Origin of the sequence: Aeromonas sp. CA23, assembly GCF_002587065.1 — a bacterium.
Classification (GTDB): Bacteria; Pseudomonadota; Gammaproteobacteria; order Enterobacterales; family Aeromonadaceae; genus Aeromonas; species Aeromonas bestiarum.
This window is the reverse complement of record NZ_CP023818.1, coordinates 1,353,805-1,366,029: the sequence shown is the minus strand read 5'-3', so window position 1 is coordinate 1,366,029 and position 12,225 is coordinate 1,353,805. Positions and strand designations below refer to the sequence as shown.

Below are 12,225 nucleotides of genomic sequence, written 5' to 3'. Positions count from 1 at the left end.
GTCTTAATCCTCCACTACCAGGCCCATGGAACGAGCGGAGCCTGCGATGCAACGTACTTTTGCATCCAGATCGGCACCGGTCATATCCGGCTCTTTGGTCTTGGCGATTTCTTGCAGCTGGGCAACAGTCACCTTACCAACCTTGTCTTTGTTCGGCTTGGCCGAACCAGACTGGATCCCGGCAGCTTTCTTCAGCAGGAAGGCAGCAGGCGGAGTCTTGGTTTCGAAGGTGAAGGAACGGTCGCTGTAAACGGTGATCACGACCGGAGTCGGTGAGCCTTTTTCCAGCTTCTCTGTACGAGCGTTGAACGCCTTACAGAATTCCATGATGTTTACACCGTGCTGACCCAGAGCAGGACCAACGGGAGGGCTGGGGTTAGCACTGCCAGCCTTAACTTGCAGCTTGATATAAGCTGTGACTTTCTTAGCCATTAGAAAAATACCTCAGAAATGGGTTCTAGCGCCTCGGAGACATGCTCCTGCAAACGGCTCCCCAACTAATAAAGGGGCAGCGAATTATAGTGACATTCGCTGCCCCTGACAACCGTTAACGTACAGAGTTTAATCAGCCCTTTTCGACCTGACCAAAATCCAGTTCTACCGGCGTTGAGCGCCCGAAGATCAAAACAGAGACCTTCACGCGGCTCTTCTCGTAGTCCACCTCTTCAACGGTACCGTTGAAGTCGGCGAACGGACCGTCGGCAACCCGCACCATTTCACCCGGTTCAAACAGGGTTTTCGGACGCGGCTTGTCGTGGGCATCTTGCAGACGATTCAGGATGGCATCCGCTTCCTTATCAGAGATAGGAGCAGGACGATCAGAGGTGCCACCGATGAAACCCATCACACGCGGTACGTTACGCACCAGGTGCCATGTGGTTTCATCCATGAGCATCTGAACCAGGACGTAGCCCGGGAAAAACTTGCGCTCACTCTTGCGCTTCTGGCCAGCACGCATCTCGACCACTTCTTCGGTCGGGACCAGCACTTCACCGAACATGTCTTCCATGCCATGCATCTTGATATGTTCGCGCAAAGACTTGGCGACCCGGCCTTCGTAGCCGGAGAATGCCTGCACGACATACCATCTCATACGTTGTTCACGTTGTTCAGTCATGGCTTATCCTTACACTCCGGTAATCAAGTTGACCAACCAGACCAAGGCACCGTCCAGAATGAACAGCAATAGCCCCATCACGGCGGTCACCGCCAGCACAATCAGGGTTGTCTGAATGGCTTCCTGACGGGTCGGCCATACGACCTTGCGGACTTCCAGGCGAGACTCACGGGCAAATGCCAGTGTCGCCTTTCCCTTGGTGGTTTGCAGGGCTACCGCACCAGCAGCAGCAATGACGACGACCACACCCAGGGCGCGGACGGCAGCGACAACATCGTTGAGCAGATAATTACCTACTACAGCGGCCGCCAGGATGATGAAAACCAGGCCCCAAAGCAGGGTATCCTTGCTTCCGCCCTGGCTCTCAGAACTAACACTCATACAACCCACCTGTATCTGACGTAACCAAAGACACAAAAGCCCCGTACGAGACGAGGTATATGGCAGGGGCGGCAGGACTCGAACCCGCAACCATCGGTTTTGGAGACCGCTGTTCTACCAATTCGAACTACGCCCCTACATAAGAAAGCCCCTATTATAGGGGCTTTGCTTTATTTATGTAAGCCAAAGATTAAGCGATTACGCTAGCTACAACACCAGCACCTACGGTACGGCCACCTTCACGGATAGCGAAACGCAGGCCGTCGTCCATCGCGATCGGCGCAATCAGGGTAACAACCATTTTGATGTTGTCGCCTGGCATTACCATCTCTACGCCTTCCGGCAGTTCGATGGTACCGGTCACGTCGGTAGTACGGAAGTAGAACTGCGGACGGTAGCCCTTGAAGAACGGGGTATGACGACCACCTTCTTCTTTGGACAGCACGTACACTTCAGATTCAAACTTGGTGTGCGGCTTGATGGAGCCCGGCTTGGCCAGAACCTGACCACGCTCTACGTCTTCACGCTTAACACCACGCAGCAGCGCGCCGATGTTCTCGCCTGCACGACCTTCGTCCAGCAGTTTGCGGAACATTTCAACACCGGTACAGGTGGTAGACACGGTGTCTTTGATACCGACGATTTCTACGGTCTCACCAACTTTGACGATACCGCGCTCAACACGACCGGTAACTACGGTACCACGGCCAGCGATGGAGAATACGTCTTCGATAGGCATCAGGAACGGCAGGTCAATTGCGCGCTCCGGCTCCGGGATGTAGGTATCCAAGTGGTTGGCCAGCTCGATGATTTTCTCTTCCCATGCAGCGTCGCCTTCCAGCGCTTTCAGCGCGGAACCACGGACTACCGGCAGGTCATCACCCGGGAAGTCATATTCGGTCAGCAGTTCACGAACTTCCATCTCGACCAGTTCGAGCAGCTCTTCGTCATCTACCATGTCGCACTTGTTCATGAACACGATCATGTACGGGATACCAACCTGGCGACCCAGCAGGATGTGCTCACGAGTTTGCGGCATAGGGCCGTCGGTCGCAGCTACTACCAAGATCGCGCCGTCCATCTGGGCAGCACCGGTGATCATGTTTTTAACGTAGTCGGCGTGACCCGGGCAATCTACGTGCGCGTAGTGACGGATGGCGGTGTCGTATTCTACGTGGGAGGTGTTGATGGTGATACCACGCTCACGCTCTTCCGGCGCCTTGTCGATCTGGTCGAAGGCGAAAGCTTTACCACCGAAGTGCTTGGCCAGCACGTTGGTGATGGCGGCGGTCAGGGTGGTTTTACCGTGGTCAACGTGGCCGATGGTACCCACGTTAACGTGCGGTTTATTACGCTCAAATTTTTCTTTAGACATGATCGTCCCTCTAAACTAACGCTGAGTACGCGGTGGCAAGCTAACCACAGAACAGTTTATATGATGGATTTGAATCTGGTGGGGAAGAGAGGTTGGTGCTGACAGCCAGGTTCGATTGCCGAACTCACCCGAAGGTGTGACTCTTGGTATCGCCTGAGCCATATCAGCATCTTGGAGCGGGCAGCGGGAATCGAACCCGCATCATCAGCTTGGAAGGCTGAGGTAATAGCCATTATACGATGCCCGCATTTCTCTAACCCAAAGAACTCAAACCGCAGAGAAATATGGTGGAGGGAGAAGGATTCGAACCTTCGAAGGCAGAGCCGTCAGATTTACAGTCTGATCCCTTTGGCCGCTCGGGAACCCCTCCAATGCATAAATGCCACAACGGTAATTCTGCTTGCACCCGTTGTTTCGTCGCTTTTGCCGGGCAAATAGGCGACAGACATCCAAGCGTCGCGCATTTTATTGTAAGGATTTTGGGGATGCAACCATTGCACCTTGCAAAATGTGCATTATTGCCGGGAAGCATGCAAAAAAGGACTCAGTCTCTGCTCGAATCCGCCGCGTCTCTTGTCGCTCCCCACCCCTTGGTGTATGGTCGCCCTGCCCAAGAAACAGTGATGACACCATGACGACAGAGCATAACCCCTATCTGCAATTCACCCGCGAACAATGGGCGTTATTGCGCGATGCTGTCCCCCTGACCCTGACCGAACACGATTTGCAGACCCTGCGCGGGATCAACGAGAAGGTGTCATTGCAGGAAGTGGAAGAGATCTATCTGCCCCTCTCCCGCCTGCTCAATCTCTACGTCAAGGCCAAGCAGCGCCGCAGCCGGGTGCTGGAGCAGTTCCTCGGCCAGTCCCGTGGCAAGGGCACCTACATCATCAGCATTGCCGGCAGCGTGGCGGGGGGAAAGAGCACCACGGCCCGTATCATGCAGGCACTGCTGGAGCGCTGGCCCGAGCACCCAAGGGTGGAGCTGGTCACCACGGATGGCTTCCTCTATCCCAACAAGGTGCTGGAAGAGCGCGGCCTGATGCGTCGCAAGGGCTTTCCGGAATCCTACGACATCCGCCATCTGGTGGAGTTTGTCGCCAATATCCGGGCCGGCCACGAGAAGGTCGAGGCCCCCGTCTACTCCCACCTCATCTACGACATCATCCCCGATGAGAAGAAGGTGGTGGAGCAGCCGGACATATTGATCCTGGAAGGGCTCAATGTGCTGCAAAGCGGCATGGATTACCCGCAGGAACCCCATCGCGTCTTCGTGTCGGATTTTGTCGATTTCTCCATTTATGTAGATGCCGATGCCGAGTTGCTGCGTACCTGGTATGTCGAGCGCTTCCTCAAGTTCCGCAGCGGCGCCTTCTCGGATCCGGACTCCTACTTCCATCACTACGCCAAACTGGCGGAGAGTGAAGCCAGCAAGATTGCCAACACCATATGGCAAGATATCAACTATCTGAATCTTCAGGAAAACATCCTGCCGACCCGGGAACGGGCCAACCTGATCCTGACCAAGGGCCACGAGCACGCCATCGAGCAGATCAAGCTGCGCAAGTGATGACCGAGGCACACAGTACCTGAACGAAGAGGGGGCCCGCAGGCCCCCTCTTTCATTGTTGTCGCAGTGACAAGGACTCAGTCGCCCCGGCGCAGGGAGATTTCGCCCCCCAGATAGAACTTTATCCCCTCACTTGTCTCCAGGCGCAGGGCGCCGCGATCATCTATGCCGCGAGCCACCCCGCGAATTTCCTGATCCCCCATCAGGAGGCGCACCGGCCGGCCGGCGAAGTGATCGAGCCGGTTCCAGTTGTCGACAAAGCTGGCCAGGCCGCTCTGCTCGAAGGTCAGCAGGGCCTGTTGCAGGTGCTTGAGCATGCGGGCAGCCAGCAGATTGCGATCCACCAGTTCCGGTTGTATGTGGCGCAGCTCGGACCAGGCCTGATCGATCCGTTCGCCCTCCCGGGCCGGCATCGCCAGATTGAGGCCCACCCCGATCACCAGGTTGCAGCTGGCGCCGGCGCTACCGCTCATTTCCACCAGAATGCCGGCCAGCTTGCGGCCCTGATAATAGAGATCGTTCGGCCACTTCAGCTCGACCCCCGGATAACCCAGCGACTCCAGCGCCTGCACCACGGCCACACCGACCGCCAGACTCAGACCCATGGCCGCCGCCATACCCTGCTCGAGTCGCCAGTACATGCTCAGGATCAGCTGGCAGCCGAAGGGGGAAACCCAGGGCTTGCCACGGCGACCGCGCCCCGCGGTCTGGCACTCGGCCAGGCAGCTCTCGCCGGACTGCAGCTGGTTGACCCGCTCCAGCAGGTACTGGTTGGTGGAGTCGATCACCGGGAAGCAGTGCACCGGCGCCATGGGGGCCAGCGCCTGCAACTGCACCTGATCGTACAGTGCCATGGGCACCGCCAGCCGATAGCCCTTGCCGGTCAGACTGAACAGATCCAGCCCCAGCTCCTTGAGCGCAGCCATGTGCTTGCTCACGGCCGCACGGCTGATGCCGAGCTGCTCACCGAGCTGCTCGCCTGAGTGGAACTGGCCATCGCTGAGCAGGGTGATCAGCGTCTGTCTGGTGGGAGTAAGTGTCATGCCAGTACCTCATCGAGCCAAGTCTCACCGGTCAGGCCCATGAAGCGCACCTCGTGCTCCAGCACCACCCCGAATTTCTGCTCCACACTGTCGCGCACATGGGCCGCCAGGGCGATGAGCTCCATGGCGCTGGCGCCCCCCAGGTTGACCAGCACCAGCGCCTGCTCCTGATGGACCGCGGCGCGGCCGATGGCAAAGCCCTTGAGGCCGCACTGATCTATCAGCCAGCCCGCGGCCAGCTTGGCCTGCCCTTCCCCGGCCGGGTAGCAGGGCATGTGCGGATATTGCTGCTTGAGCGTGTCGGCCAGCGCCATCGTCACCACGGGGTTCTTGAAGAAGCTGCCCGCGTTGCCGAGCACGGCGGGATCCGGCAGCTTGGCACGGCGGGTGGCACAGACGGTATCGAAAATCGCCTGCGCGGTGGGCGCATCCCCGAGCGCCGCCAGCGGGCCGTAACCCATTACCGGCGCCCAGGCCTTGGGCAGGCGCAGGCCGACGGCTGTGATGAAATGGGAATCCTGACAGGCGTGCTTGAAGATGCTGTCGCGGTAGCCGAAGTGACAATCGGCGGCATCGATGCGCTCCAGCTGGCCACTCTGCCAGTTGAACGCCTCGACATAGGCACAGAAGCTGGCCAGCTCGACCCCGTAGGCACCTATGTTCTGTACAGGCGCGGCGCCGACCGTGCCCGGGATCAGCGCCAGATTCTCCAGGCCGTACCATCCCTGTTGCAGGGCGTGGCACACCAGCTGATGCCACTCTTCCCCGGCCGCCACGTGCAGCAACCAGTGCCCCCCCTCATCCTGCAGCTGGATGCCCTTCAAACGGTTGAGTACCACCAGACCGGCAAAATCATTGCAAAACAGCACATTGCTGCCGCCACCCAGCACCAGGCGAGGCAGGTCGGTCAGTTCAGGGGTAGTCACTAGTTGCTGCAGGTCGTCGACCTGTTCCACCTCCGCCAGCCAGAGACAATGGGCATCTAGAGCGAGGGTGTTGAGCGTCAACAAGGAGGCGTGAGGGGTGAGTTTCATCTGCGTGTCCCGACAATGGCAAGCGAGCAGTCTACCTTATATTCCCGCAGGACGAAAAATCTGGCCCTCTTTTCGGACTCAATCCGCTGGAGTACAGTATGCGGCTTCGACTGTTGAGGAAGTACTCATGAACAACCAATTTGCCGTCATCGGCCTGGGGCTGTTTGGCAGCGCCCTGTGCGAAGAGCTGCAACGGCAGGATGCCGAGGTGCTGGCGATTGATATCGACGAGAGCAAGACTCGTCAGATCGCCACCCTGTGCAACCATGTCGTCGTAGCCGATGCGACCGATGAGGCCACGGTGGCCGAACTGGGGCTGGCCAATTTTGACATCGTCTTCGTCGCCATAGGTGACAACCTCGAGACCAGCATACTCACCACGCTGGTACTGAAAGAAGCCGGGGTGAAGAAGGTCTGGGTCAAGGCACGCGACAAGTTCCACGCCAAGATCCTGCAAAAGGTCGGCGCAGACAAGGTGATCAACCCCGAGTGGGACATGGGTCGCCGGGTCGCCCAGAGCATGCTGGACAACCGGCTGTTCGACTACCTGGAGCTGGGTCACGACATGGTGCTGACCGAGTTCGTCATAGGTCTGCCGCAAAATGGCCGCACCCTGGCCGAGTTGCACCTGCTGCAACAGACCGAGCTGCAACTGCTGGCCATCAAGCGTGGCCAGGTGCTGCACAACGTGCTGACCGGCAAGATGGAGCTACAACTGGGTGACATCCTGATCCTGGCTGGCAACAAGCATGCCATCGACCACTGGCTGGAAACCTTATGACACGTTGGCGTAGCAGCTACGCCTTCGCCCTGCACCGGGATGATGAGTCCCGCTGGAGCGAAGCCAAGCTGATCCTCGGCAGTTTCCTGATCATACTGCTGGTCGGCACCCTGTTCCTGGTGCAGCCCTCCAGTCACAACGGCGAGGTCACCTTCGTCAACGCCCTGTTCACCGCCACCTCGGCCATCAGTGTGACCGGTCTAGGCGTGGTGGATACCGGCACAGTATTCACCCTGCAGGGGCAGATCTTCCTGATCATGCTGATGGAGATTGGCGGCCTGGGCCAGATGACCATGACGCTGCTGCTGATCGCCATGTTCAGCAAGCGGGTCGGCCTGCGCCAGCAGGTACTGGCCAAGGAGGCGCTGGGCCAGGAGGGATCGGTCAACATCATTCAGCTGGTGAAGCGCATAGTGCTGTTCGCCTTCATCGCCCAGCTGATCGGCACCGGCCTCATGGCGATACGCTGGGTGCCCGAGATGGGCTGGGAGCGCGGCCTCTATGTCAGCTTCTTCCACGCGGTATCGGCCTTCAACAACGCCGGCTTCTCGCTGTTTGCCAACAATCTCATGGACTACAGAGACGACCCCGTCATCATCCTGACCATAGCCGCGCTGATCATCCTGGGGGGGATTGGCTTCACCGTCATCGTCGATCTGGTACGCAACCGCCGCTGGCGCAAGTTGAAGCTGCACAGCAAGCTGATGCTGATCATGACGCCAGCCCTGTTGCTGGCCGGCACCCTGATGTTCTGGCTGCTGGAGCACAACAACCCGGGCACTCTCGGCAAGGCCTCCCTCGGGGGCCAGTGGCTGGCGGCCTTCTTCCAGTCCACCAGTACGCGGACCGCGGGTTTCAACTCCATCGACGTAGGTCAGATGGTACCCGCCTCCCTGCTGTTCATGATGATGCTGATGTTTATCGGTGCCGGTGCCACCTCTACCGGTGGTGGTATCAAGGTAACCACCTTTGCGGTGGTGCTGCTGGCCACCAAGGCATTCCTGACCAAGCGCCCCCACGTCACTGCCTTTGGCCGGACCCTGTCGCCCCAGATAGTGACCCGTTCGCTGGCCATTATCATCGTCAGCACCATGGTGCTGATGTTGGCCATGTTCCTGCTGATGATCACTGAGCAGCAATCCTTCGACAAGATCATGTTCGAGACCATATCGGCGTTTGCCACCGTGGGCCTATCCACCGGCATCACCGCGGGCCTGAGTGACCCGGGCAAGCTCATTCTGGTGCTGGTGATGATCTGCGGCCGTCTCGGCCCGCTGACCCTGGCCTTCATGCTGGCGCGCCCGAGCGAGACCCGCATCAAGTACCCGGAAGAGGGTGTCTATACTGGTTAATAACACAGTGAAAAGAGCGGCCAATTGCCGCTCTTTTCACTTATCAAAATCGCACAAGCCATTACTTCACCATTTTCTCCCATCTTGATACCAACTCGTGCCCTATTCGCTTAGCCGGGGTTGATGACGTTTTTTTATTGTTCTTTTTAGCTGATGCAGAACCACTCTTGCGGCGGGTGAAGCGCTGCTTGCTGGCCCCAGGCGCTGCCTTGGGCAGGGCGCTGAAGCTGGCGCCTGAATCCTGTCTGGCCCCCTCTATCAAGCCATTCAACTGCTCCGTCAGCGGCCCCATGAATTGCTGGTAGCTGGCGTGCCGTTCGGCGATCTGGCCCAGGCTCTGCTCCCACAGGGCCGTCATGTCCGGCGTGGTGGCGGTGGCAGGCAGCGCCAGGATCAGCGCCCGTCCGGTGGGGGAGCCCTTGATGCTCTTGCCCTGGCGCACCAGAAAACGGCGCTTGAACAGCAGGTCTATGATGCCGGCCCGGGTCGCCTCTGTGCCAAGGCCATCGGTCTCGCGCAGTGTCTTGCGGATCTCGGGGTCCTGCACGTAGCGGGCTATGCCGGTCATGGCGGCCAGCAGGGTGGCATCGGTGAAGGACTTGGGGGCCTGGGTCATCTTCTCCAGCAGCTCGCCCCGCTCGCACAGCAGCTGCTCCCCCTCTTTCAGGGCGGGCAGGGTACCGGCCTTCTCTTCGTCGTCATCTTCTTCCACCCCCAGCAGCGCCTTCCAGCCCGCCTTGAGGATCCGCCGCGCCTTGGCCTGGAACAAGCCACCGGCGATGCGCAGCAGCACCTTGCTGTCGTTGTACTCGAATGGGGGATAGAACTGCAGCAGATATTGGCGCGCCACCAGACCGTATATTTTGGCCTCATCGCCGCTGAGGCTGGCCCCGTTGCCACGCTTCTCGGTGGGGATGATGGCGTGGTGGGCATCCACCTTGCTGTCGTTCCACGCCTTGCTGCGGATCTTGCCGCCCGCCTCGCTCACCGCCCTGGCCAGCGCCGGCGCGGTCGCGGCTATGGCCTCCCGCACCTGGGCGGCGCGGTTGAAGTGATCGCTCGGCAGGTGGCGACTGTCGGATCTCGGATAGGTGATGAGCTTGTGGCGCTCGTAGAGCCCCTGACACACATCCAACACCCGCTTGGCATCCATGCCAAAGCGTTTGGCGGCATCGATCTGCAGGCTGGAGAGGTTGTAGGGCAGCGGCGCCGCCTGTTTGCGGGCCTGCTCCTCGACCTCTTCCACCGAGGCTGGTTGGCCATTGATGCGGCTGACGACCTTCTCGGCCAGAGCCCGGTTGAGCACCCGCCCCTCCTCATCCTGCCAGGGCAGGCAGGCCTCGGAAGGCAGCCACTTGGCGCTGAAGCGCTCGTTACCTTCGGTCACCACATGGGCCAGCACCTCGTAGAAGGGCTTGGGCACGAAGGCCTCTATCTCCAGATCCCGCCGCACCACCAGCCCCAGCAGCGGGGTCTGCACCCGGCCGACCGACAGCAGCTCGCTGCAACCGCCCTTGCGGCCGAGCAGGGTGTAGGCCCGGGTCATGTTGATGCCATAGAGCCAGTCGGCACGACTGCGGGCCAGCGCCGACACCGCCAGCGGCACGAATTCCTTGTTGTCCCTGAGCTTGTCGAGGGCACGGCGCACCGCCGGCGGGTTGAGATCACTGATGAGACAGCGCTGCACGGGCCTGGTCTTGGGGTAGCCGAGAAAATCGATCACCTCGTCCACCAGCAGTTGCCCTTCCCTGTCCGGGTCACCGGCATTCACCACGCAGTCAGCCTGCTTGATCAGCCGCTTGATGACGGTGAGCTGGGTTTTGGTTTTGGGCTTGGCCACCAGTTGCCACTGGGCGGGGATGATGGGCAGTTGCTCCATGCGCCACTGCTTGAAGGCGGCGTCGTAGGCATCGGGCTCGGCCTGCTCCAGCAGGTGGCCGATGCACCAGGTCACCACATCCCCCTGGGCTGTCTCGATGAAGCCCTCCCCCTTTTTGTGGGGCTTGGGCAACACATCGGCAATGGCGCGGCCCAGACTGGGCTTCTCGGCGATAAAGAGTCGCATGGCAAACATACCTGAACACTGTATATGCGAACAGTATATACCGAGCCTTTTGCAAAGCCCAAGCCCGGCCACCCGTGGATCCGGTGATCGCGAGCACGCTGTCGGTCAGCGCCGCGACTCGGGGTCAAGGATGCAACTACCCTTGAGGATGCTCATGCGAGCCAGATGATGAAACCTGGCCCGAACGAGTGCGAACAGGATGATAAAAGCGCTGAAGTTAAATTAAATTCAATTAAATGATAAAATACAAAATAATAAGTGCATTTAAAATAACAATACGAAATAAAAATCATGATAGAGGTCAAGCCACTACCTCTCCCTAGCTACTACTATATTGGTAATATTTGATCGTAGGAAAACGCCGCCATGCTTGGAAAATTATTGAGAAAGACCTGGTTCTGGCTCCTGCTGCTCGGGGCCCTGCTGGGCGTCGCGGCATTGGGTGTCACAGTGACAGTGATGCATAAAACCAGTTCTACCGAGTTCTGCGTCTCCTGCCACTCCATGCAGACACCGCTGGCCGAGTATCAGGGCAGCGTCCACTTCCAGAACGTGAAGGGCATCCGGGCCGAATGTGCAGACTGCCACATCCCCAATGAACCCAGCGCCTATCTGTGGACCAAGATCCGCGCCGTGAAGGATATCTATCACGAAGCGATCGGCACCCTGGACACCCCGGAGAAATACGAATCGCACAAGCTGCGCATGGCCCAGTCCGTCTGGGACGAGCTCAAGGCCAACGATTCTGCCACCTGCCGCAGCTGCCACAGCTACGCCGCCATGGACATTCTGGCCCAGCGCCCCAATGCCCGGGCCGAGCACCCGGTCGCCATCAAGGAGGGCCAGACCTGCATCGACTGCCACCGCGGTGTCGCCCACATCATGCCTGACATGAGCGAGCTGGCCGCCGCCGGCGCGAGCGAGCTGGCCCAGGCTGCCGCCCAGACCCCGGCCAACGTCACCACCCGTTACGCCATCGCCACGGCGCCGCTGTTCCTCGATGCCGCTGCCAAGACAGACGAAGGCACCCTGATGCCCTCCACCAGGGTGGAAGTGCTGGCCAACGAGAATGGCCGCGCCCAGGTGCAGATCGAAGGCTGGCAGCAGGACGGCGTGAGCGAAGTCTTCTACGCCGCCCCCGGCAAGCGGATCCTGAGCGTGCTGGTCGGTGATAACGCCAAGAAATCCCTGGTCACCGGCCAGAGCGAAACCGACAGCGCCACCAACCTTACCTGGCATCAGGTCACCTTGACCGCCTGGGTGGATCAGAGCCTGCTCATCGGCGATCAGGGCAAGCTGTGGCAATACGCCTCCACCCTGATGTCCAACAACTGTACTGGCTGCCACGGCCTCACCGCGCTGGATCACTTCAATGCCAACCAGTGGATCGGCGTCATCAAGGGGATGGAATCCCGTACCTCCCTGACCCCGGAACAGGCTCGCATGTTGACCCAATACGTCCAGAAACATGCCAGTGACATGAGCGCGGCGCACTAAGGCTGGCACA

The 12,225-nt window shown here is 59.4% G+C and carries 11 protein-coding genes and 3 tRNA genes; 4 read left to right on the top strand and 10 right to left on the bottom strand.

Annotated elements, in window-relative coordinates; genetic code table 11:
* Positions 1-3 precede the first annotated feature (3 nt).
* From rplK to CK910_RS06360, 7 genes are all read right to left on the bottom strand, one after another.
* The gene (rplK, locus tag CK910_RS06390) at positions 4-432 is read right to left on the bottom strand and encodes a 50S ribosomal protein L11 (RefSeq protein WP_005318556.1); all 429 of its coding nucleotides are present in this window, start codon (positions 430-432) and stop codon (positions 4-6) included.
* A gap of 133 nt (positions 433-565) precedes the next feature.
* The gene (nusG, locus tag CK910_RS06385) at positions 566-1,117 is read right to left on the bottom strand and encodes a transcription termination/antitermination protein NusG (RefSeq protein ID WP_005318554.1); all 552 of its coding nucleotides are present in this window, start codon (positions 1,115-1,117) and stop codon (positions 566-568) included.
* Positions 1,118-1,126: 9 nt separating this feature from the next.
* Positions 1,127-1,498, bottom strand: coding sequence for a preprotein translocase subunit SecE (secE, locus tag CK910_RS06380; RefSeq protein ID WP_011707705.1), 372 nt, complete (start codon positions 1,496-1,498; stop codon positions 1,127-1,129).
* A gap of 60 nt (positions 1,499-1,558) precedes the next feature.
* Positions 1,559-1,635: transfer RNA gene (locus tag CK910_RS06375), tRNA-Trp, on the bottom strand.
* 53 nt (positions 1,636-1,688) lie between these two features.
* Positions 1,689-2,873 carry an elongation factor Tu gene (gene tuf / locus CK910_RS06370; protein WP_011898272.1) on the bottom strand — a complete coding sequence of 395 codons (1,185 nt, stop codon included), beginning with the start codon at positions 2,871-2,873 and terminating at the stop codon, positions 1,689-1,691.
* A gap of 172 nt (positions 2,874-3,045) precedes the next feature.
* A tRNA-Gly gene (locus tag CK910_RS06365) sits at positions 3,046-3,120 on the bottom strand.
* Between the two features lie 38 nt (positions 3,121-3,158).
* A tRNA-Tyr gene (locus CK910_RS06360) sits at positions 3,159-3,243 on the bottom strand.
* Between the two features lie 261 nt (positions 3,244-3,504).
* Here CK910_RS06360 and coaA point away from each other — a divergent pair.
* Complete coding sequence (coaA, locus tag CK910_RS06355; RefSeq protein ID WP_042870151.1) at positions 3,505-4,443, top strand: type I pantothenate kinase; 939 nt, start codon at positions 3,505-3,507, stop codon at positions 4,441-4,443.
* 77 nt (positions 4,444-4,520) lie between these two features.
* Here the strand turns inward: coaA and birA are convergent, their stop codons facing one another.
* A complete protein-coding gene (gene birA, locus CK910_RS06350) occupies positions 4,521-5,486 on the bottom strand; it encodes a bifunctional biotin--[acetyl-CoA-carboxylase] ligase/biotin operon repressor BirA (protein WP_098981660.1) in 966 nt (321 codons plus the stop codon).
* Positions 5,483-6,520, bottom strand: coding sequence for a UDP-N-acetylmuramate dehydrogenase (gene murB, locus CK910_RS06345; RefSeq protein ID WP_098981658.1), 1,038 nt, complete (start codon positions 6,518-6,520; stop codon positions 5,483-5,485). Before murB ends, birA begins: the two co-directional genes overlap by 4 nt.
* 127 nt (positions 6,521-6,647) lie before the next feature.
* Here murB and CK910_RS06340 point away from each other — a divergent pair, with 127 nt between their 5' ends.
* Together CK910_RS06340 and CK910_RS06335 are read left to right on the top strand one after the other, a co-directional pair.
* Positions 6,648-7,301 (top strand): potassium channel family protein, encoded by a 654-nt coding sequence (locus tag CK910_RS06340; protein ID WP_042870157.1) that lies wholly within the window; start codon positions 6,648-6,650, stop codon positions 7,299-7,301.
* Entirely contained in the window at positions 7,298-8,653 is a 1,356-nt protein-coding gene (locus tag CK910_RS06335) for a TrkH family potassium uptake protein (protein ID WP_042870159.1), read from the top strand. Before CK910_RS06340 ends, CK910_RS06335 begins: the two co-directional genes overlap by 4 nt.
* 61 nt (positions 8,654-8,714) lie before the next feature.
* Here CK910_RS06335 and CK910_RS06330 read toward each other — a convergent pair whose 3' ends face one another.
* A complete protein-coding gene (locus CK910_RS06330; RefSeq protein WP_172955253.1) occupies positions 8,715-10,718 on the bottom strand; it encodes a DNA topoisomerase III in 2,004 nt (667 codons plus the stop codon).
* Positions 10,719-11,084: 366 nt separating this feature from the next.
* On the opposite strand from CK910_RS06330, the gene CK910_RS06325 reads away from it, so the two are divergent.
* On the top strand, positions 11,085-12,215 hold the full coding sequence (locus tag CK910_RS06325) for a NapC/NirT family cytochrome c (protein WP_098981656.1): 1,131 nt from the start codon (positions 11,085-11,087) through the stop codon (positions 12,213-12,215).
* Positions 12,216-12,225: the final 10 nt, after the last annotated feature.